The organism is Streptacidiphilus sp. MAP12-20, assembly GCF_041262525.1.
In the GTDB taxonomy this organism is placed as follows: Bacteria; Actinomycetota; Actinomycetes; order Streptomycetales; family Streptomycetaceae; genus Streptacidiphilus.
Window position 1 is genome coordinate 99,967 of the sequence record NZ_JBGCCK010000022.1, and the last position, 21,648, is coordinate 121,614.

The following is a 21,648-nucleotide window of genomic DNA, read 5'->3' on the forward strand; positions in this document are numbered from 1 at the left end:
TCACTGCCCCGTGCTCGCGCGCCCGGCCAGGCCGGCTCGGCGCAGCACGAGCGCCTGGCGGATGTAGTCGAGGCCGCTGCCCACGGTGAGCAGGACAGCGACGCCCATCAGCCACCAGCGCGCGGAGGCCAGGGGTCCGGTCAGCACCAACACGTACATGCCGACCGCGATTCCCTGGGTCAGCGTCTTGAGCTTGCCGCCCCGGCTGGCGGGGATCACACCGAAGCGGATCACCCAGAAGCGCATCAGCGTGATGCCGATCTCGCGGACCAGGATCACGACCGTCACCCACCAGGCCAGATCGCCCAGCGCGGAGAGGCCGATCAGCGCGGTCCCCATGATCGCCTTGTCGGCGATCGGGTCGGCGATCTTGCCGAAGTCGGTGACCAGACCCATCCGGCGGGCGAGCTCGCCGTCGAAGAGGTCGGTGATCATCGCAACGGCGAACGCCGCCCAGGCGTAGGCGCGCCATTTCGGATCGTGTCCGCCATCAGCGAACAAGAGCGCCGCGAAGAGCGGAACGATCAACAGACGCAGCATCGTCAGCGCGTTCGGGACGTTCCACAGGCTCGACCCCGTCGCCCCGCCGCCTGCGGGCGTGGCGATCGGAGCGCCCGTTCTCGCCGCTCCGCCCCCCGGCGTCTGTGTCACGCGCACACCTCGGCATACAGGTCGACGCCCTCGCTCGCGGTGACCTTGGCCTCGACCAGGTCCCCGACCGACAGCCCGTCCGTCGCGCCGAGCAGGATGGTGATGCCGTCCGTCTCGGGCGCCTGGTGCGCGGCGCGCCCGATGACACCGTCCTCGCCGTCCTCCCCGCCGAGCGCCTCGACCAGCACGGTCACGCTGCTGCCGATCCGCTCCTCCGCGCGCTGCGCGGTGAGCTCCTCGGCCAGCCTGCTGATCTTGGCGAGCCGCTCGGCGACGACGTCCTCGGGCAGCTTGCCGTCGTAGTCGGCGGCCTCGGTGCCCTCCTCGTCGGAGTAGCCGAAGACGCCGATGGCGTCGAGGCGGGCGTGGGTGAGGAAGCGTTCCAGCTCGGCCAGGTCGGCCTCGGTCTCGCCGGGGAAGCCGACGATGAAGTTCGAGCGCGCGCCGGCCTCGGGGGCCTTGGCGCGGATCTGGTCCAGCAGCGCGAGGAAGCGGTCGGTGTCACCGAAACGGCGCATCCGGCGCAGCACGTTCGGCGCGGAGTGCTGGAAGGACAGGTCGAAGTAGGGCACGACCTTGTCGGTCCCGGTCAGCGCGTCGATCAGACCGGGACGCATCTCGGCGGGCTGCAGGTAGCTCACCCGCACCCGCTCGACACCCGGCACCTCGGCGAGCTCCGGCAGCAGAGTCTCCAGCAGCCGGATGTCCCCGAGGTCCTTGCCGTAGGAGGTGTTGTTCTCGCTGACCAGCATGACCTCGCGGACGCCCTGCTCGGCGAGCCAGCGGGTCTCGTTCAGCACGTCGGACGGCCGCCGCGAGAGGAAGGACCCACGGAAGGCCGGGATCGCGCAGAAGCTGCAGCGCCGGTCGCAGCCGGACGCGAGCTTGACCGAAGCAACGGGGCTGTCGTCCAGCCGCCGGCGCAGGGTCCTCGGCCCGGACGCGGGGGCGACGCCCTCCGGGAGGTCCGCGACCTCGGTGACGCCCTGGCCGTGCCCGGGGGTCGCGACGGCCTCGGCGGCGGCCTGCCGCTCGACGGGGGTCAGCGGAAGCAGCTTCCGGCGGTCGCGCGGGACGTGCGACTCGTGCTTGCCGCCGGAGAGGATGTTCTGCAGCCGCTCGGTGATGTCGGCGTAGTCGTCGAAGCCGAGCACGGCGTCGGCCTCGGGCAGCGCCTCGGCGAGCTCCTTGCCGTAGCGCTCGGCCATGCAGCCGACGGCGACGACGGCCTGAGTGCGGCCGTGACCCTTGAGGTCGTTGGCCTCAAGCAGGGCGTCGACAGAGTCCTTCTTGGCGGCCTCGACGAAGCCGCAGGTATTGACGACGGCGACGTCCGCGTCGGCGGCGTCGGCGACGAGCTCCCAGCCGTCGGCTTCCAGCCGCCCGGCGAGTTCCTCGGAATCGACCTCGTTGCGGGCGCATCCAAGGGTGACAAGGGCGACTGTGCGGCGTTCGGGCATGTCGCCAAGGTTACCGAGGTTTTGCACAAGCCCGAGCATTGGGCAAGCGGATCACCATCAGGGGCGCGGGGAACTGCGCGAGAAACCACCCGGTGCGGATGGCCCTGCGCGATCGGGGCTCTACGTCCGAGGGTGGCTTGTCGCGCAGTTCCCCGCGCCCCTGAGGTGCAACCGACCCTCCGTCGTAACCTGTCGCGCCCACGCGCCGAAGGCGCAAATTGCCCGAAGGTCAGCCCGCGACAGGGTCGCCCGGGGTGTAGGTGACGTTGACCACCTGGCCGTCCGCTCCGACCGAGCCGAGGTCCTTGCCGTTGGCCCAGACGTGCACCGCCCCCGCGTTCCCGAGGACCAGCTTCAGCTGCTTCGCGTCCGTGAAGGTCTGCGTCTGTCCCTGGGCCAGGTCTCCCTGGAACAGCACACGCCCCGCGCCGTCCTTCACCAGAAGCCAGCTGTCCGCGTTCTGCGCGGCCAGCTTCACCGTGACCTTGCCCGCCGGCGCCGCCGCGATCGCGCTCGGCTTGACCGGGGCCGCCGCCGGGGCGCTCGGGTGGAGGACCGGGCCGATCGACGGCGAAGCCGTCACGCTCGGGACCACCGCGGACGCGGTCGGCGCCTTCGGGCCGCCGCTCGCCAGGTTGAAGCCGATCACTGCGACGACCACGACGATCGCGGCGACCATCGCCGCCGTCCAGTTCGGCCGGCGGCGCTCCGTGGAGATCCTGCGGTCGCCCGCCGTCTCGAAGAGCGGGACCTTCGCCAGCTGCGGGCTGCCGCCGTGGGCCGCGTCGTAGCGCCGCACCAGTTCGTCGCCGTCGACCCCGACGGCCTTCGCGATGGCGCGGACGTGACCGCGGGCGTAGAAGTCTCCGCCGCAGCGGGAGAAGTCGTCCTCCTCGATGCCCTGCACGATCGGCACGCGGACGCGTGTCTGCGCGCTGACCTCCTCGACGCTCAGCTCCGCAGCGATGCGCGCGGAACCGAGCACCTGCCCGATCGAGGGCTCGTGCCGGGTGGGCTCGGGCGATTCGGGAGAGGTCGTGCCGGTCGTCACAAGGGGCGCCTTTCCAACGTGGGCGGCCAGGCTTCTGCACGGGGGTGGCGACCCCCGGAGAACGCCGTCGAAGCACCAGTCTAGGGGGCGGGTCCGGACCTCGCTCAACCGGGATTCGGCCGAATGTGAAGCTCTGCGTCCGGATCGTTACCGAGACGGTCGGCCCCTGGATCCGCCCTGTGAGGGGAGGGAGATGACGGAGTGTCGGAAGTGGGGACGCGAAGGTGCTCCGATCGGTTCCCCGCCGTCCCCGTCAACGACAAGGAGACCAGACCGGATACGCGTTCGCGCGCTCATTCCCCCCGGAGGGTGAGCAGCACGCCGTCCAGCTCGTCCGGCTGGATCAGCACGTCACGGGCCTTGGAGCCCTCGCTCGGGCCGACGATCCCGCGCGACTCCATCAGGTCCATCAGTCGGCCCGCCTTGGCGAAACCGACCCGCAGCTTGCGCTGGAGCATCGAGGTCGACCCGAACTGGCTGTTGACGACCAGTTCGGCGGCCTGGACCAGCAGGTCCATGTCGTCGCCGATCTCCTCGTCGATCTCCTTCTTCGGCCCCGAGCCCACCGTCACGTCGTTCCGGTACTCCGCCTGCAGCTGCGCCTTGCAGTGCTCGACGACGGCGGCGACCTCCTCCTCCGTCACGAACGCGCCCTGCATGCGCACCGGCTTGCCCGAGCCCATCGGCAGGAAGAGCGCGTCGCCCTTGCCGATCAGCTTCTCCGCGCCGGGCTGGTCGAGGATGACCCGGCTGTCGGCGAGCGAGGAGGTGGCGAAGGCGAGCCGGGACGGCACGTTCGCCTTGATCAGGCCGGTGACCACGTCGACCGAGGGCCGCTGGGTGGCGAGCACCAGGTGAATGCCGGCCGCGCGGGCCAGCTGGGTGATGCGGACGATCGAGTCCTCGACGTCGCGCGGGGCGACCATCATCAGGTCGGCGAGCTCGTCGACGATCACCAGCAGGTAGGGGTAGGGCGTCAGCACGCGCTCGCTGCCGAGTGGCGGCTGGAGTTTGCCTGAGCGCACCGCGCGGTTGAAGTCGTCCACGTGGCGGAAGCCGAAGGCGGCCAGGTCGTCGTAGCGCAGGTCCATCTCGCGGACAACCCACTGCAGCGCCTCGGCGGCCTTCTTCGGGTTGGTGATGATCGGCGTGATCAGGTGCGGCACGCCCTCGTACGCGGTCAGCTCGACGCGCTTGGGGTCGACCAGGACCAGCCGCACGTCGTCCGGGGTGGCCCGCATCAGCACCGAGGTGATCAGGCAGTTGATGCAGGAGGACTTGCCCGCGCCGGTGGCGCCGGCGACGAGGATGTGCGGCATCTTGGTGAGGTTCGCCATCACCGTCTGGCCCTCGACGTCCTTGCCCATGCCGACGAGCATCGGGTGCAGGTCGCCGGTGGCCGCGCCGGAGCGGAGCAGGTCGCCGAGGTTGACCATCTCCCTGTCGGTGTTCGGGATCTCGATGCCGACGGCGGACTTGCCCGGGATGGGGCTGATGATCCGGACGTCCGGGCTGGCGACTGCGTAGGCGATGTTCTTGGCCAGCGCGGTGATCCGCTCGACCTTGACCGCCGGGCCCAGCTCGACCTCGTAGCGGGTGACCGTCGGCCCTCGGGTGAAGCCGGTGACAGCGGCGTCGACCTTGAACTCCGCGAAGACGCCCATGAGCGAGGCGACGATGTCGTCGTTGGCCTTGCTGCGCGCCTTGCCCGGACCGCCGCGTGTCAGCACGTCGGGCGAGGGCAGCCGGTAGGTCCCCCCTCCCCCAGCCTCCGGCCGGGGGTGCCCCCCTGGGAGCCGCAGCTGCTCGGAGCGGAGCGGCGGGATGCCGCCCGTCGCGGCGTCAGCGCCCTCGGCGGCGGCGTCCTCCCTGCGTGCGCCGGGCAGCGGCACGTCGGGCGCCTGCTCCGGCATCGGCGGGATGTCGGCCTTCTCGAACTCGACGGGCGGCGGCACGTCGCTCGGCGGCGTGCGGTCCTTGACCCGGCCGAGCACGTCCGCGAGCGCGGGCGAGGGCAGCACGCCGTGCTGCACCGCGCCGTCGAGCTCGGCGGCCGCGGCTGCGGCAACGCCGATGGTGTCGAAGGGATCCGGCTGGTCCTGGTCCGCGCCCGCCCCGATCCGGCGGCGCGGACGCCGACGGCGGGGCGCGGCGGCGCCCTCGCGCTCCAGCTGATTGCGCTTCTCCAGCAGCACCGCGCGCTCCTCCGGCGTGCCGGGCTCGCCCTCGAAGTCGTGGATCGACGCGCCGCCGTCCGCACCGCCGTCCGCACCGAAGCCCAGGCCGTCCAGGCCCGCGTCCTGGTCGAACTGGTCCTGGTCGCCGGGCTGCGGGAGCGGTTCGATGAGGGAGAGGCGCTCGCCGAGCAGCCGGAGCCGCTGCGGGATCTGGTTGACCGGCGTCGCGGTGACCACCAGCAGGCCGAAGAAGGAGACCAGCACCAGGAACGGCACGGCCAGCGCCGGCCCGGCCGCGGACATCAGCCAGCGCGAGGCGGCCAGACCGATCAGCCCGCCGGATTCGCGGATCCTGGTCGCACCCGCCTGGAAACCGGGCGCGCCGCAGCTGATGTGGATCAAGCCGAGCACGCCGGTGGTCAACGCGCCCAGACCGATGACGATCCGTCCGTTGGCCTCGGGACGCTCCGGATGCCGCATCAGCCGCACCGCGATGCCGAAGAGCAGCAGCGGCACGACGACGGTCAGCTGACCGAACGCGCCCTTGACCCCGTCGGTCACCAGGATCCCGAGCCAGCCCTGCGGATCCGACCAGGAGCCGGCCGCGACGAGCAGCGCCAGCCCGATCAGCAGCAGCGCCAGGCCGTCCTTGCGATGCGCCGGGTGGAGGCCCTTCGCGCCGTTGCCGAAGCCGCGGGCGACCGCGCCGACGCCGTGCGCCATACCGAGCCAGCCGCCGCGCACGGCGCGGTAGGCGATCGGCTTGGGAGGGGCGGGCTTCGGCGCGGCGGCGGGGGCGGCCGCCTTCTTGGCCGGAGCCGCCTTCTTCGAGGGTGTGGCTTTTTTGGCGGGCGCCTTCTTCGCGGCGGCCTTGGCAGGCGTGGCCTTCTTCGCCGTCCCCGCGCCTCGGGTCTGCGAACCGCTTCCGGACGTGCGTGTGGCCATGGCGTTCAGATTACTAGGGGGAACAGAAGCGCAACACGTGCCGCACGCCGTTGCTCCGAACGTGTCGTGCCGCATACGGCCACCTGCGCCGCGTCAAGCGCGACACGCTGTCAGCTGTCGGGAATTCCGGTGCGATTGCCGACGCCGGGCGTCAGACGGGGCCCAGTGCGTCCAGGGCGCGGCGCAGCCCGGCCAGGCGGCGTTCCAGGTGTGTGGCGGTGGCGACGGTGGCGGGCTCCGCGGTGTCGCCGAGCTGCTTGGTCAGCGCCTCGGCCTGCTCCTCGACGGCGGCCAGCCGGGCCGAGAACTCGGCCAGCAGGGTCGCGCCGGGCGTCTGCCCGGCCTCCAACTGCAGACGCAGCAGTGCGGCCTGCTCCTTGAGCTGGCAGTTCTTCATGTAGAGCTCGACGAAGACGGAGACCTTCGCGCGCAGCACCCACGGGTCGAAGGGTTTGGAGATGTAGTCCACCGCGCCGGCCGCGTAGCCGCGGAAGGTGTGGTGCGGACCGTGGTTGATCGCGGTCAGGAAGATGATCGGGATGTCCCGCGTCCGCTCGCGGCGCTTGATGTGGGCGGCGGTCTCGAAGCCGTCCATGCCCGGCATCTGCACGTCCAGCAGGATGACCGCGAAGTCGTCGTTCAGCAGCGCCTTCAGCGCCTCCTCGCCCGACCCGGCCCGGACCAGCGTCTGGTCCAGGGCGGAGAGGATCGCCTCCAGAGCGAGGAGGTTCTCCGCGCGGTCGTCGACCAGGAGGATCTTGGCCTTCTGCACCATGGCCTGCCCTCCTCGTGCCGCCCCCACTGCGGGCGCGACGGCCCCAGCCGCTCCCCGGTACGTGTCGGACCCGTTCGCCGCTCGTGTGTCCACAACTGTCCTGCCGACGGTCATGCTAGCCGCACCTCACTGCCCGCCACCCGGTGACCCAGCCAGTACCGGTAGCAACGCCGAGTGACCTTATCCGGTTCCTGTGTCCCAGAGCCACCACCCTTACGAGTGGGGACAACTCGATCCGGCCGGATCCGACGACGCGGGTTCCGGTCAGATGCCCCGAAGTCGCCCGCCGCCAACCCTGCTGCGCGCGCTGCGGGACGCATATGCCGCTGACCCGTGCGCGCCTGGACGATCGGCTCCCACGGTCCCGTCTGCACGGGCGTCAGGACCTTTCCCTCTCCGCTCCCTTGGGCTCCGCTCCGTTCCCTCACCGCTCCCGCGCCCGAAGCCAGTGCTCCATCACGCCGAGCAGATGATCGGTGTCGACCGGCTTGGTCACATGGTCGGAAGCGCCGGCCGCGAGGCTCTTCTCGCGGTCGCCCTTCATCGCCTTGGCGGTCAGCGCGATGATCGGCAGTCCGGCGAACTGGGGCATGCTGCGGATCGCCTCGGTCGTCGCATAGCCGTCCATCTCCGGCATCATGATGTCCATCAGGACCAGCGCCACGTCCTCGTGCTGCTCCAGCACCTCGATGCCCTCGCGGCCGTTCTCCGCGTACAGGACGCCGAGCCCGAACGTCTCCAGGACGCTGGTCAGCGCGAAGACGTTGCGGATGTCGTCGTCGACGATGAGCACCTTCTCGCCGCTGAAGCGTCCGGAGAACGGCGCGAACAGCTCCTCGTGCGCACCCTCCCGTTCCGCCGCGCCGTCGGACGCCTCCTGCTGACGCGGCGTCAGCGCGGGGCCGGGCTCCAGTTCCCGCGCGGGCGTGGGGACCGCGGGGAGGGAGCGCGGCAGGGTCGGCGCGGCGGCGGCGCGGCGGCGTTCGTGCGCGGCCTCGATCACCTCCTGCGCCCACCGCGCCGCCGGATTCGCCGGCTGCGCGGAATTGGCCGAATGTGCCGACTGGACCGAGTGCGCCGACTGCCCCGGGGCGGTCCCCACGGCCTCCGGCTCGGGCTCCTCGCGCAGCGGGAGGTAGAGCGTGAAGGTGCTGCCGCGGTCCATCTCGCTCTCGGCGTTGATCTCGCCGCCGAGCAGCCGGGCGATCTCCCTGCTGATGGAGAGGCCGAGTCCGGTGCCGCCGTACTTGCGGCTGGTCGTGCCGTCCGCCTGCTTGAACGCCTCGAAGATCTCGCGGAGCTTGTTCTGCGGGATGCCGATGCCGGTGTCGGTGACCGAGAAGGCGATCAGCGGTTCCTCAGGATCGCTGATCGCGCCGGACTCCAGCAGCTGCTCGCGGATCGCCTGCGGCACCCGGTGCTGACCGCCGTTACCGCCCGCGGGCTGGATCAGCAGCTCGACGGCGCCGGAGTCGGTGAACTTCACCGCGTTGGAGAGCAGGTTGCGCAGCACCTGCTGGAGCCGCTGCTCGTCGGTGTGCAGGGTGACCGGCAGCTCCGGCGAGACCCGGACCGCGAAGTCCAGGCCCTTGTCGGCGGTCAGCGGGCGGAAGGTGGCCTCGACGTAGTCGACCAGCTGCACCAGCGCGATCCTGGCCGGGCGGACGTCCATCTTGCCCGCCTCGACCTTGGACAGGTCCAGGATGTCGTTGATCAGCTGGAGCAGGTCGGAGCCGGCCCCGTGGATGGTCTCGGAGAACTCGACCTGCTTGGGGCTGAGGTTTCCCTCCGCGTTGTCGGAGAGCAGCTTGGCCAGGATCAGCAGCGAGTTGAGCGGGGTGCGCAGCTCGTGGGACATGTTGGCCAGGAACTCCGACTTGTAGCGGGAGGAGAGCGCGAGCTGTTCCGCGCGCTCCTCCAGCACCTGTCGCGCCTCCTCGATCTCGGAGTTCTTGATCTCGATGTCGCGGTTCTGCGCGGCCAGCAGCTCGGCCTTCTCCTCCAACTCGGCGTTGGAACGCTGCAACTCCTCCTGCCGGGCCTCCAACTCGGCCGAGCGCATCGACAGTTCGGCGGTCAGGCGCTGGGACTCCAGCAGCAGGCCCTCGGTCTTGGTGTTCACCGCGATCGTATTGACGGTCACGCCGATCATTTCGGCGATCTGATCGAGGAAGTCCATGCTGATCTTCGTAAAGGCGTTGAACGACGCCAACTCGATCACGCCGAGCAGTCGGCCTTCGAAGAGCACCGGCATCACGATCACATTGACCGGCGCGGCCTCGCCCAGCCCGGAGGCGATCTTCAGATACCCGGGCGGCGCGTCCTTGAGCAGGATCGGCTTCTTCTCCACCGCCGCCTGCCCGACCAGGCCCTCACCCGGATGGAAGCTGGTCGGCATGGCCCGGCGCTGGTAGCCGTAGGAGCCGATCAGCCGCAGCACCATGTCGTGGCGGACCACGTCGTCGCCGGAGTCCGGCAGCAGCTCGGCGTTGCGGAGCGCCGGCATGGCCAGGAAGAACGCGCCGTGCTGGGCCGAGACGACCGGCGTCAGCTCGCTCATGATGAGCGCCGCGACCGCCTCCAGGTCCCGGCGGCCCTGCATCAGACCGGAGATCCGGGCCAGGTTGGTCTTGAGCCAGTCCTGCTCCTGGTTGGTCCTGGTGGTCTCACGCAGGTTGGCGATCATCTGGTTGATGTTGTCCTTGAGCTCGTCGAGCTCCCCGGACGCGTCCACGTCGATACGCAGGCTCAGGTCGCCCCTGGTCACCGCGGTGGCCACCTGGGCGATCGCGCGCACCTGACGGGTGAGGTTGCCCGCCAGCTCGTTGACGGACTCGGTCAGGTCCTGCCAGGTCCCGGCCACGCCGGGCACGCGGGCCTGGCCGCCGAGGCGTCCGTCGGTGCCGACCTCGCGGGCGACGCGGGTGACCTCGTCAGCGAAGGCAGAGAGCTGGTCGACCATCGTGTTGATGGTGGTCTTCAGCTCCAGGATCTCGCCCCGCGCGTCGACGTCGATCTTGCGGGTCAGATCGCCCTTGGCGACGGCCGTGGTGACCTGGGCGATGTTCCGCACCTGGCCGCTCAGGTTGTCGGCCATCAGGTTCACGTTGTCGGTCAGGTCCTTCCAGATCCCGGCGACGCCGGGGACGCGGGCCTGGCCGCCGAGGATGCCCTCGGTGCCCACCTCGCGCGCCACACGCGTCACTTCGTCCGCGAAGCCGGAGAGCTGGTCGACCATCGTGTTGAGGGTGTCCGCGAGCGCCGCGACCTCGCCCTGCGCCTCGATGGTGATCTTCTTCGACAGGTCGCCGCCGGCGACCGCCGTGGCGACCTGGGCGATGTTGCGCACCTGGAAGGTGAGGTTGGACGCCATGAAGTTGACGTTCTCGGCCAGGTCGCGCCAGATCCCCTCGACGCCCTTGACCCTCGCCTGCCCGCCCAGAATGCCCTCGGTGCCCACCTGACGGGCCACCCTGGTCACCTCGTCGGCGAAGACCGACAGCTGATCGACCATGGTGTTGACGGTGGTGACCAGCTCCAGGATCTCGCCGCGCGCGTCGACGGTGATCTTCTTGGACAGGTCGCCGCGCGCCACCCCCGTGGTGACCTCGGCGATGTTGCGGACCTGGTTGGTCAGGTTGTTGGCCATCAGGTTGACCGAGCTGGTCAGGTCCTTCCAGGTGCCGGAGACCCCCGGTACCTGCGCCTGCCCGCCGAGCCGCCCCTCGGTGCCCACGTCCGTGGCCACCCGGGTCACCTCGTCCGCGAACGCGGAGAGCTGGCCGACCATCGTGTTGAGCGTCGTCTTCAGCTGCAGGATCTCGCCGCGCGCGTCGACCGTGATCCGCTGCGTCAGGTCGCCCTTCGCGACGGCGGTCGCCACCGTCGCGATGTTGCGCACCTGGTCGGTGAGGTTCGAGGCCATGAAGTTGACGTTGTCGGTCAGCCCGCGCCACACCCCGGCCGCGCCGGGCACGGTGGCCTGACCGCCGAGCCTGCCCTCGGTGCCCACCTCCCGCGCCACACGCGTCACTTCGTCGGCGAAGGCGGAGAGCTGGTCGACCATCGTGTTGATGGTGTTCTTCAGCTCCATGATCTCGCCGCGCGCGTCGACCTCGATGGTCTGCGACAGGTCGCCGCGGGCCACCGCCGTCGTCACCTGGGCGATGCTGCGCACCTGGTCGGTGAGGTTCGCCGCCATCTGGTTGACGTTGTCGGTGAGGTCCTTCCAGGTCCCGGCGACGCCCGGCACGGTGGCCTGACCGCCGAGCCGACCCTCGGTGCCCACCTCGCGCGCCACACGCGTCACTTCGGCCGCGAAGCCGGAGAGCTGGTCGACCATGGTGTTGACGGTGTTCTTCAACTCCAGCATCTCGCCAGCCACCTGTGCGGTGACCTTGCGCGAGAGGTCGCCCTTCGCGACGGCGGTGGTGACCAGCGCGATGTCGCGCACCTGCGCGGTCAGCCGACTGGCCATCATGTTGACCGAGTCCGTCAGGTCCTTCCAGGTACCGGACATGCCGCGGACCCTGGCCTGGCCGCCGAGCTTGCCCTCGGTGCCGACCTCGACGGCGAGCCTGGTCACCTCGTCCGTGAACTCGGACAGGGACTCGACCAGCCCGTTGACGGTCCGCCCGATCTTCAGGAACTCGCCGCGCAGCGGGTGCGAGCCGCCGTCGGGGCCGAGCGCGCGCAGCTCCATCCGCTGCTGCAGATCGCCCTCGGCGATCGACCCGAGGACCCGGCCCACCTCGGCCATCGGCCGGGCCAGATCGTCGATCAGCGCGTTGCAGTTGTCGATGGCCGCGCCCCAGGCTCCCTCGCCCGCGCCGATCTCCAGCCGCTCGCCCAGCCTGCCCTCGCGCCCGACCGTGCGGCGCACCCGCGCCAACTCGCCGGTCAGGTGCTGGTTGCGTTCCGCGACCTCGTTGAAGACCGCGGCGATCTCCGCCATCACCGAATCCCCGGGTACGGTCAGCCTCCTGCGGAAGTTTCCGTCGCGCATAGCGGTCAGCGCGGACAGCAGCTTGCGCAGATCCGCCGCGTCCGCGCCCCGGTTCCGACGGCCCCGGCTCTCCTGGGTACCGCCCCGGTTCGCCATGACCGCCGTCGCCCTGCTCGAATCCACCGGCGTGCCTCCAGAGTTGCGTTGATTGCCCCGCGGTCGCCCGGCGCGGTCGCGCGCGCGTGGGACGCATCCCACAATCTAACGACCCGGAGGGGTTCTGCGAGGGTGCCGACGGGTATCGAGGGGTATCGGCTCGGCTGGGGCGCTTCTGATCGAACGCCCGAGCGGGGCCGCGATCTGTCAGGTTCAGATCGAGTCACCGAACGTACCGGCTTCGCTCCCGAAGTGGAATCCGGGTCAGTAACCTGGCGGCGACAACCGACGTTGGGCCAGTGCCGCACAGCAGTCGTGACAGCCGTCGTCCGCCGCCCGGTAACGTGTGTGCCCGGTAGCCCGACAGCCGGTAGCCCGGCAGAAGGAGGAGGCGCCTCGTGGGTGACGCCACCGCGCGGGCTGCCGCCACGTTCGAACCGGTCGGCCGTTCCGTCGCCGCCGCGCGCGCCTTCGTCAGGGACACGCTGCAGGGCTGGGGCTTCGCCGAGGTCGTCGACGACGCGGTGGTGCTGGCCAGCGAACTGGTCACCAACGCCGTCGTGCACGCGGGCACCGCCGCGCACGTGCAGTGCCTGCGCCGTGCGGACTCGGTCAGGGTCGAGGTCGCCGACCGGTACCCGCGCCGCTCGCTGCCGATCTACCCCGGCCACGAGGACGGCCCGGCCGGCACCGCCGAGTTGGAGCGCGAGGGCGGCCGCGGTCTGCTCTTGTGCGCGGCGCTCGCGTCCCGCTGGGGCGTCGACTACACGGCCACCGACAAGCGGGTGTGGTTCTCGCTCGAACTCCCGGCCCGCGCCGCAGGCACCCGTTTCGCCGGCCCGGTCACCCCCGACAGCCTGCTGCCCGAGGCAGAGGCGGCCGTCCACGTCGCCGTGCTGCAGATCGACGCCGAGGGTCTGGTGTCGGTGTGGAACCAGGACGCGGAGCTGCTCTTCCAGCACCCGGCCGTCAAGGCCGTCGGCCGCCCGTTCGCCGAATTCGCCGCCTGGCCGCAGACGCCGGGCACCGGCCTCGGCTTCAGCGAGGCACTGCGCCTCTCCCGCTGGGAGGGCAGCTACGCGATCCGCCGCGCGGACGGCCGACTGCTCGCCGTCTACGCCGCCCACCTGCGGGTCAGGGACGCGCACGGCAGCCCCTCAACGGTCTGCCTGCTGGTGCGCGAGCAGGAGCGCGCCGTGCTTCAGTCCCCGCTGCGCGTGCACCCGGCCGCGTCCGAGGGTGCGGGAGCGCGCTCGGACGGCGCGGGCGTGGACGCCTTCCTGGGCTCGCTGATGGGCGGTCAGGCTCCGGACGACCTCGACGGGCTGCTGCAACGCACCGTCGAACGGGCCCGCGACATGCTCGACGGCGACGCCGCCTATCTGCTCCTCGCCACCGACGACGAGACCGAGTTGGAGGTCCGCGCCAGTTGCGGCCTGCCCTCGGGGCGGCAGCGCTTCGCGCGGGTCCCTGTCGTCGAATCGGGTTCCGGACGTTACGGCTCGGCGCGGCTGCCCGCCGTCCACGACGACCTGGCCGACTCCCCCGGCGCGGTGCCGCTGCTCAGCGGCACCGGCCTGCGCTCCGTGGTGACGGTGCCGCTCAAGGTCGAGGGCCGGCTGACCGGTTCACTCGGCGTGGCCGCGCAGACCCCCGGCCAGTACACCAACGACGACGCACTGCGGCTGCAGTTCGCCGCCGACCGGATCGCACTCGCGGTCGAGAGCGCCCGGCTCACCGAGCTGGAACGGCTGCGCCGCGGCTCGCTCTCCTTCCTGGTCGAGGCATCCGACCTGCTGGCCGGCACCCTGGAACGGGACCAGACCCTGGCGCTGATGGCGCAGATGACGGTGCCGACCCTGGCTTCCTGGTGCGCCGTCTACACCACCTACACCGGCATCGACCCCTCCGTCCCCGAGCTCGCCTATGTGCTGCACGAGGACGAGGAGCAGATCGACGGTCTGCGCGCCCTTCTGGAGAGCATCGCGCCCCCGGAACCCCTCAACGCGCCCAGCGCGCGGGACTGGCTCGCGCCCGGCGACGCGGCGCAGGACGCCGCCCTGCGCGCCTCCCTGCGCAGCCTCACCCCCGGCGAGAGCGCTGACGAAGGCAACGCGGCCCAGCGGACCGCCGCCGCGACGGCCGCGACCGTCGGCGGCGAAGCGGTCGTCCTGCCGCTGGTCGCCCGCAACCGCGTGATCGGGATGCTCACGCTCGGCAAGGCGGCCGACGAGAAGTTCCGCCGCGAGATCCTCGAACTCGCCGAGGACCTGTCGCGGCGGGCGGCGCTGGCACTGGACAACGCCCGTCTGTACTCGGAGCGCACCGCCATCAGCCGCGCGCTGCAGCGCAGCCTCCTTCCGCCCGCCGTGCCGCGGGTCCCTGGCGTCGAGGTCGAGGTCATCTACCGCGCGGCGGGCGAGGGCAACGAGGTCGGCGGCGACTTCTACGACATCTTCCCGATCCGCGAGGGCACCTACGGCTTCGCCATCGGCGACGTCTGCGGCACCGGCCCCGAGGCGGCCTCCGTCACCGGACTCGCCCGCCATTCGCTGCGGCTGCTGGCCCGCGAGGGGCTCTCCGCACCGGAGGTGCTGCAGCGCCTGAACGCGGCCATCCTCGACGAGGGCGACCGGGGCCGGTTCCTCACCCTGCTCTACGGCGAGATGACGCCGCGACCGGACGGCTCGGTCGCCCTCAGCTCGGTCTGCGCCGGCCACCCCCTGCCGCTGCGGCTGCGCCCGGACGGCACGGTCACCGCCGCCGCCTCGCCGCAGGCCCTGCTCGGCGTCATGGACGACCTGGAGCTCACAGCCGAATCTCTGGTCCTCGAACCGGGCGACGTCCTGCTCTGCGTCACCGACGGCGTCACCGAACGCCGCGAGGGCACCCGCATGCTCGGCGACGACGGCCTCGCCGAGGTCCTCTCCGCCTGCACCGGCCTCACCGCCGGCGCGGTCGCCACCCGCGTCCTGCGCGCGGTCGAACGCTTCGCCGCCGACCCGGCCTCGGACGACATGGCGATCCTGGCCCTCCGGATCCTGGGCGCCCCGGCCCAGCAGTGAGCCGCGCCGTCCGCACCGCCGTGAGCTGCACCGCCCCGAAGATCACCGCGATCATCAGCGCCACAAAGCACACCGGTTCCGAGGGGAGGCGTCGCCTCCGCTTCACCCACCAGGTTCCAAACCTTCACAGAGCACAGCCATCGACTTGTCCGGATCTGATGCGCTTGAGGCAGCCGTGGGGCAGAAGTGACCCCTGTTGCGCCGGATTCAGCGCTCCTACCATCGGCGAATGTCCCGCCCCTCGCGTCGCGCACCGTTCGCCGCACTGGTCACCGTCACCGCCCTCCTCGCGGTCTGCCTCGCCGCCGCCTACGCGGACCCGACGTCGCTGTTCGCGCCGCTGCCGTGGTCCGCGCTGCGGGTGACGCCGGTGCGCGGGCTCTGGTCCGTCGCCGGGGTCGCCGTGTTCCTGCCGGTGCTGGCGTTGGTGACCGCGTGGGGCACCGTCGTGTCCTACCGCAGCGCCGGGCCCACCGCCGGACGCGGCCGGATCACGGTGCGGCTCTGGGTCGTCACCGTACTGGCCGCCGCCCTGGCCCGGCTCGCGCAGACGCTCGCCGAGACCGCCGGTGCGGCCATCCACGGCGGGGCCCGCACCCTCGCCGCGACCGCGCTGTGGGACTGCGGACTGACCGCCGAGCGCACGGCGCTGCTCAGCTGGCTGCCCGCCCTGCTCGGCGCGCTCGCCTACCGCCGGCGCAGGGTGGCGGAGGAGCCTCGTCGGCGTCGCCGGATGCCCCCGCACTACGGCTGGCGCTGGTCGCTGACCGGGACGGCGCTGCCGCTCGCGCTGCTCGGGCCCCTGGTCGGCCCGCTGCTCTGGGAGGGCTCGCCGGCCGCCTCCTTCTACGGCGAGCAGCTGAGCCTGCGACGCCTCCCCTTCGGTCTCGACCTCGGCCCGGGCCGCTTCGCGGTCGAGCTCGCGGCGGCCGCGATCGTGGGCGCGGCCCTGCTCTCCCGCTCCTCGCGGCGCTTCGACTACACCCGGCCCAGCCACCTGCTGCTCGGCGGCTGGCTGGCCGCCCTCGGCGGCGGCGCGGGCGCGGGCGTCGTCCAGGCACTGCTGGCACTCCCCCGCGACCTCGGCTGGAGTGGCGGCCCAGGCGGCGGCAGCCTCGGCAGCGGCGACCTCTTCGTGATTCCCGACGCGGCGCTGCGGATCGGCACCGGGCTCTCTCTCGGCGTCGCCTTCGGCTGGGCGATCGTCCCCGCGCTCCTGGTGATCAGCCGTCTGCTGGACGTCATATCCGGTCAGCGCCGCCGGATCGCGAGCGTGATCGCGTCGGCGACCGTGCTGGCCCTCGGCTCCTGGCTGCTGGCCCAGGCGACTCCGACCACCGCGACGGCCGCTCCCTCCGTCAACGCCGCCGCACGCGCGACCGCCGACCAGGACCTGCCGGCACTCACCGTCCGGCCCGCGTCCGGCAGCGCACCTGCGGAGATCACCGACGTCAACGGCCGTCAGGTGCTGCTGCGCGGCGTCAACGTCAACCAGCTCGTCGACTACTACGCACCGACGCCAGGCCGGCAGACCGTCCGCCCGCTCGGCGACGGCGACTTTGCGGCGATGGCCTCGCTCGGCTTCGACGTCGTCCGCTTGGACATCTCCTGGTCCGCGCTGGAGCCGAGCCGGGGCCGCTACGACCAGGCGTACCTCGACAAGATCCGCGCGACGGTGGCGATGGCCGCCAAGCACGGCCTCTACACCGACCTCGACCTGCACGAGGACGCCTGGGGCCCCGCACTCGCCGCGCCCGCAGGGACCAGCTGCCCCGCAGGCACCACCCCCGCTCTCGGCTACGACGGCGCGCCCGCCTGGGCCACGCTGACCGACGGCGCCTCGCGCTGCCAGAACCTCAGCCGGGACCTCACCCCCGCCAACGCCCGTGCGTTCACCGCCTTCTACCACGACACCGACGGCATTCAGACCGAACTCACCCGCACCTGGGCCCTGTTGGCGCGCACCTTCGCCGGCGACCCGGCCGTCGCGGGTTACGGACTTCTCAACGAGCCCGGCATCGGCGAGGATCCGCCGGCCACCTCGTCCGTGCTGCTCGGGGCCTACTACCACCGCGCGGTCCAGGCGATCCGCACCGCCGAGAGCCAGGCGACCGGTGGCTTCCCGCACCTGGCCTTCGTCGAGCCGAGTGTGCTCTGGTCCGGGCTCGGCTTCGACGCGGCACCGCCGCGCGGCTTCAGCACCGACCCCTACCTCGTCTTCGCGCCCCACCTCTACAGCCAGTCGATCACCATGGACCAGTCCCTCGGACTGACCCTCGTCTCGGTCGAGCGCGGCTTCGCCCTGGCCGAGCAGCAGGCCAAGGCCTACGGGATGCCGCTCTGGAGCGGCGAGTGGGGCTGGTTCGGCTCCAACGTCCCCCAGAACGGAGCGATGATGCGACGCTTCGCCGCGGCCGAGGACCAGGCGCGGATCGGGGACGCCTTCTGGGTCTGGAAGCAGGCGTGCGGCAGCCCGGAGAGCGACCAGCACGCGAGCACCGTCGGCAACCTCGTCGGCGTCGACTGCGCGACCGGCAAGGACCTCCCCCCGGCGGGCACCGTCCTCACCGTCCTCTCCCGCGCCTACCCGCGCACCGCCCCCGGCACGCTCACGCGCCTCGCCTCCGGCCCGGACACTGGGACCTTCTCCCTGGCCGGCACCGCGCCGGCCGGCGGCTCCGGGATCGCCTGCACGCTCACGGTCTGGTACCCGGGCAAGGGGAAGCCGACGCCGCGCGTCCAGGGCGTGGCCCAGCTGACGGAGCGCCAGCAGCCCGGCGGCTGGTTCATCTCCGGTTGCGCGACGGGGAGTTACCGCCTCGACATCGGCTGAGGCGGTTCGCTCGGCGTTCCATAAACCTCCAGGCAGGTCAGCCGCGGTAGATCTTCGAAATTGCTCGATATCACTCTGATTACGGTAGGTTGACGACCGGTCACTGTCGGGTACGGAACAACCATCAGAGAAAGGCGGCCACCACCCGACCGCCGGCCAGCATCACCAGTGAAAGGAGCCCCCGTGAGCAACGAAGCCGCGGTGGCCAACAACCGCTCCCTCACTCTCGGCGCCGCAGCAGGCCCGCTCGGCTACCTCGCCCTCGGCCTGACCCTGCTCGCCTACGGCCTCGTCTCCACCGGCGTCATCCACAACACCGCCGGCGCCGACACCAAGGACCTCGCCTTCTGGGTCGGCGGCGTCACCCTCTTCATCGCCGGCCTGCTCGAGTTCCGCGCCGGCAGCGCGAGCACCGGCACCGCCTTCGGCGGCCTCGGCGCGCTGTGGATCGCCGCGTCGCAGATGACGATGACGTCCGCCAATGCAGCCGGACTCTTCTTCACTCTCTGGGCCCTGCTCGCACTCACGCTGACCGCCGCGCACTGGGGCAACGGCAGCATGCTGGTCCGCGGGGTCTACGGCCTCTTCACCGTCGCCCTGGTGCTCTGGGCGATCGGCGACTTCGCCAACAGCTCCGGCCTCGGCAAGGTCGCCGGCTGGGTCGCCGCTGTCGCAGGGCTGCTCTCCTGGTACGCCGCCACGGTCTCCCTCGGCGGCAACAAGTGGGGCCCGCTCACTCTCCCCGTCCGCTGACGGCCTGAGAGCGACTCGCAACACCCACGGGAGCGGCCGGCCGGGACCCGAGGGGAGTCGCCGGTCCGCCCTCCACCGCACGTCGCAGCAGGTACGCGGCCCGCAACCGGGCCGCGTACCACTGCACCGCGTAGGCGAGGAGCAGCAGCGCGACAGCGGCGACGCCGTCGAGCCAGTAGTGGTTGGCGGTGACCACGACGACCGCGACGGTCAGGATCGGGTGCGCCAGCACCAGCCAGCGCCAGCGGCTCCGGCTGACCGTGATCACCGCGACAGCCACCAGCACGCACCAGGCGACATGGACCGAGGGCATGGCGGAGTACGAATCGGCCTGCACGCCGCCGATGGTCGTCCCGTAGACGGACTGGCCGTACTGCGCCGCCACGTCGACCATCCCGCTGCCCGGCAGCAACCGCGGCGGCGCCACCGGTATCAGCTGGACCAGCAGCGACCAGGCCGTGACCAGCACCAGCGTCATCCGGACCCAGGGGTAGGCGTGCCGGTGCCGTAGAAAGAGCCAGATCAGGAGCGTGATGACCGCGCCGAAGTGCAGCGTCGCGTAGTAGTAGTCGGCCCCCTGCATCAGCAGCGCATGCGGCTGCACCCAGCTCTGCAGCGCCGCCTCGCTCGGGAGATGGAGGCGGCGCTCGGCGTCCCAGATGGCCTGCCCGCGCGAGAGAGCTCCGTCCGTGCTCATCACGGAGAGCTGACCGGCGAACTGCCAGATCGCGAAGAGGCCGAGGACCGTGGCCAGCTCGCGCAGAACCAGCCCCACGTTGTGCCGCCGCGACGACGGCGCCCCGATCCGCCGAACGGCCACGGACGCGCCGAAGGCCAGCGCCGCGACCGTTCCTGCGGACTGCCAGTTCAGCGTGAGGTTCTGCACAGTGCCGGCCCCCTTTCCCAGCGCTCACCGTAGTGCCAACCCATGACAGCGCGCGCGTCGGGCCGCTATCCGAGCGGGTGCCGGATCAGCAGCGAGGCGTGGACAGGTTCGTGCCCCAGCGCGGCGTAGGTGTGGGGCGTGTCCGCCGCCCAGGACGCATGCTCACCGGCCCGGACCGTCAGCGGGCTGCCCGCCGGGCCGACCTGCGCGGTTCCGGAGAAGACGGTGAGGTATTCGATCACTCCGCGCGGGTGAGCCGGGGAGGTCTGCAGCACTCCGGGACGGATCTCCAGTCGGTAGAGCTCGGTGCTGGTCCCGCCGTCCCCGCCGTCCTGGAAGACCTCCAGCAGCCGGGCAATCACGGCGCTGCCGTGCACGTCCGGCACGCCAAGCTGCCCGCCCGGTGCCGACAGCAGCATGGCCAGCGGGACGTCCAACTGCCCAGCGATCGCGTAGAGAGTCTCGGCGGTCGGATTGCGGGTGCCCGTCTCCAGCCCGGAAAGAGTCGCCTTGCCGATCCCCGCACGCCGCGCCAGCTCGGACAGGCTGATCCCGCGCTGCGCGCGGAGCGCGCGGATGCGCTCCCCGGTCGCCGTGGCGGCAGCGGGTGTCCAGTGCCCGGAATTCTCCATGGCGTCGAGTATCCCCATTCCGCTAGCGTTCCATAAACGGAACACTCGCGCCCACTGGGAGACTCACCGATGCCGGGCCGCATACCCGCACAACCGCTGACGGCGGGCCTGATCACCGCGGTGGTCGGGTTCAGCAGCTCCTTCGCCCTGGTCCTGACCGGTCTGCGAGCGGTGGGGGCCACCCGTGACGAGGCGGTCTCCGGGCTGCTGCTTCTCTGCCTGAGCATGGGCGCCCTCGCCATCTGGCTCGGGCTGCGCTTCCGCCAGCCCATCAGCATCGCTTGGTCGACGCCTGGCGCGGCCCTGCTCGCGGGCGCGGGCACCCAGGCAGGCGGCTATCGGTACGCGGTCGGGGCCTTCCTGGTCTGCGGGCTCCTGCTGACGGTGACCGGGCTGTGGTCCCGACTCAGCCGAGTGGTTGCCGCGATTCCGACCGGGCTGGCGACGGGGCTCCTGGCAGGCGTACTGCTGCCACTGTGCCTGGCACCGGTCCAGGCGGCGTTCCGACTGCCCGCGATGATGCTGCCCGTGCTCGCGGTATGGGCGGTGCTCATGCGGTTCGCCCGTCGCTGGGCGACGCCCGGGGCGCTCGGAGCGGCGCTGGTCGTCGTCGCCGTGAGAACGGGAGGCCACCTCGGAACCACAGCGGCCTCGCTGCTCCCCCGGCTGAGCTTCACTGCGCCGGCCTTCGATTGGTCGACGCTGGTGGGCATCGCGCTGCCGCTGTACGTCATCACCATGGCCTCGCAAAACATCCCGGGCCTGGCCCTGCTCCGCCACTTCGGCTACCAGCCGCCGGTACGACCGGTCCTGACGGCTACCGGCTTGAGCACGGCGGCAACCGCCCTGGGCGGCGGCTACACGATCAATCTGGCCGCCATCACGGCGGCCCTGGTCGCCGGCCCCGACGCCCACCCCGACCGCGACCGTCGCTGGATCGCCTCGGTCACCGCCGGCGTCTGCTACATCCTGCTCGGCCTCACGGCAGGCGCATCCGCCGTCCTGCTCACGACGGCGCCCCCGCAATTGGTCGAGGCGATCGCGGGCCTGGCACTGCTGCCGACGCTCGGCTCGGCTCTTTCGTCGGCCCTGGCCGACGAGAACGGTCGCGAGGCGGCAGTGGTGACGTTCGTCGTGGCCGCGTCGGGGGTCTCCGCGTTCGGCATCGGCGCGCCGGTCTGGGCCCTGGCGGCGGGACTGGTCATGCGGAAAGTGGTCAGATAACAGTGAAGCCCCCTGACCGATGGTCAGGGGGCTTCACTGGAAAGGTTGTTCGGCGGTGTCCTACTCTCCCACAGGGTCCCCCCTGCAGTACCATC

General features: G+C 71.5%; 12 protein-coding genes. 4 read left to right on the plus strand and 8 right to left on the minus strand.

Annotated elements, in window-relative coordinates; all coding sequences use genetic code 11:
• From pgsA to ABIA32_RS26430, 6 genes are all read right to left on the minus strand, one after another.
• Positions 1–651 (minus strand): CDP-diacylglycerol--glycerol-3-phosphate 3-phosphatidyltransferase, encoded by a 651-nt coding sequence (gene pgsA / locus ABIA32_RS26405; RefSeq protein WP_370100384.1) that lies wholly within the window; start codon positions 649–651, stop codon positions 1–3.
• Complete coding sequence (gene rimO, locus ABIA32_RS26410) at positions 648–2,111, minus strand: 30S ribosomal protein S12 methylthiotransferase RimO (protein ID WP_370100387.1); 1,464 nt, start codon at positions 2,109–2,111, stop codon at positions 648–650. Before rimO ends, pgsA begins: the two co-directional genes overlap by 4 nt.
• A gap of 229 nt (positions 2,112–2,340) precedes the next feature.
• Positions 2,341–3,162 (minus strand): helix-turn-helix domain-containing protein, encoded by an 822-nt coding sequence (locus ABIA32_RS26415; RefSeq protein WP_370100390.1) that lies wholly within the window; start codon positions 3,160–3,162, stop codon positions 2,341–2,343.
• A gap of 293 nt (positions 3,163–3,455) precedes the next feature.
• Complete coding sequence (locus ABIA32_RS26420; RefSeq protein WP_370100393.1) at positions 3,456–6,284, minus strand: DNA translocase FtsK; 2,829 nt, start codon at positions 6,282–6,284, stop codon at positions 3,456–3,458.
• 151 nt (positions 6,285–6,435) lie between these two features.
• The gene (locus ABIA32_RS26425) at positions 6,436–7,059 is read right to left on the minus strand and encodes a two-component system response regulator (RefSeq protein ID WP_370100395.1); all 624 of its coding nucleotides are present in this window, start codon (positions 7,057–7,059) and stop codon (positions 6,436–6,438) included.
• 424 nt (positions 7,060–7,483) lie between these two features.
• A complete protein-coding gene (locus ABIA32_RS26430) occupies positions 7,484–12,160 on the minus strand; it encodes a HAMP domain-containing protein (RefSeq protein WP_370100428.1) in 4,677 nt (1,558 codons plus the stop codon).
• Between the two features lie 398 nt (positions 12,161–12,558).
• Here ABIA32_RS26430 and ABIA32_RS26435 point away from each other — a divergent pair, with 398 nt between their 5' ends.
• The 3 genes from ABIA32_RS26435 (at position 12,559) to ABIA32_RS26445 (ending at position 18,811) form a co-directional block, all read left to right on the plus strand.
• Entirely contained in the window at positions 12,559–15,225 is a 2,667-nt protein-coding gene (locus ABIA32_RS26435) for a SpoIIE family protein phosphatase (RefSeq protein ID WP_370100398.1), read from the plus strand.
• Between the two features lie 229 nt (positions 15,226–15,454).
• Positions 15,455–18,058, plus strand: coding sequence for a glycoside hydrolase family 5 protein (locus tag ABIA32_RS26440; protein ID WP_370100401.1), 2,604 nt, complete (start codon positions 15,455–15,457; stop codon positions 18,056–18,058).
• Positions 18,059–18,241: 183 nt separating this feature from the next.
• A complete protein-coding gene (locus ABIA32_RS26445; protein WP_370100404.1) occupies positions 18,242–18,811 on the plus strand; it encodes a GPR1/FUN34/YaaH family transporter in 570 nt (189 codons plus the stop codon).
• Here ABIA32_RS26445 and ABIA32_RS26450 read toward each other — a convergent pair.
• The gene (locus tag ABIA32_RS26450) at positions 18,792–19,697 is read right to left on the minus strand and encodes a phosphatase PAP2 family protein (RefSeq protein ID WP_370100406.1); all 906 of its coding nucleotides are present in this window, start codon (positions 19,695–19,697) and stop codon (positions 18,792–18,794) included. The genes ABIA32_RS26445 and ABIA32_RS26450 overlap by 20 nt on opposite strands.
• Positions 19,698–19,762: 65 nt before the next feature.
• On the minus strand, positions 19,763–20,347 hold the full coding sequence (locus tag ABIA32_RS26455) for a helix-turn-helix domain-containing protein (protein WP_370100409.1): 585 nt from the start codon (positions 20,345–20,347) through the stop codon (positions 19,763–19,765).
• 51 nt (positions 20,348–20,398) lie between these two features.
• Here ABIA32_RS26455 and ABIA32_RS26460 point away from each other — a divergent pair, with 51 nt between their 5' ends.
• A complete protein-coding gene (locus ABIA32_RS26460) occupies positions 20,399–21,553 on the plus strand; it encodes a benzoate/H(+) symporter BenE family transporter (RefSeq protein ID WP_370100412.1) in 1,155 nt (384 codons plus the stop codon).
• Positions 21,554–21,648 lie beyond the last annotated feature (95 nt).

Bases quoted from the DNA above. Each gene is read 5' to 3' on its own strand.
- ABIA32_RS26425 (WP_370100395.1), bottom strand. From the start codon at position 7,059: ATGGTGCAGAAGGCCAAGATCCTCCTGGTCGACGACCGCGCGGAGAAC.
- ABIA32_RS26455 (WP_370100409.1), bottom strand. From the start codon at position 20,347: ATGGGGATACTCGACGCCATGGAGAATTCCGGGCACTGGACACCCGCT.
- rimO (WP_370100387.1), bottom strand. From the start codon at position 2,111: ATGCCCGAACGCCGCACAGTCGCCCTTGTCACCCTTGGATGCGCCCGC.
- ABIA32_RS26420 (WP_370100393.1), bottom strand. From the start codon at position 6,284: ATGGCCACACGCACGTCCGGAAGCGGTTCGCAGACCCGAGGCGCGGGG.
- ABIA32_RS26460 (WP_370100412.1), top strand. From the start codon at position 20,399: ATGCCGGGCCGCATACCCGCACAACCGCTGACGGCGGGCCTGATCACC.
- ABIA32_RS26440 (WP_370100401.1), top strand. From the start codon at position 15,455: ATGTCCCGCCCCTCGCGTCGCGCACCGTTCGCCGCACTGGTCACCGTC.
- ABIA32_RS26430 (WP_370100428.1), bottom strand. From the start codon at position 12,160: ATGGCGAACCGGGGCGGTACCCAGGAGAGCCGGGGCCGTCGGAACCGG.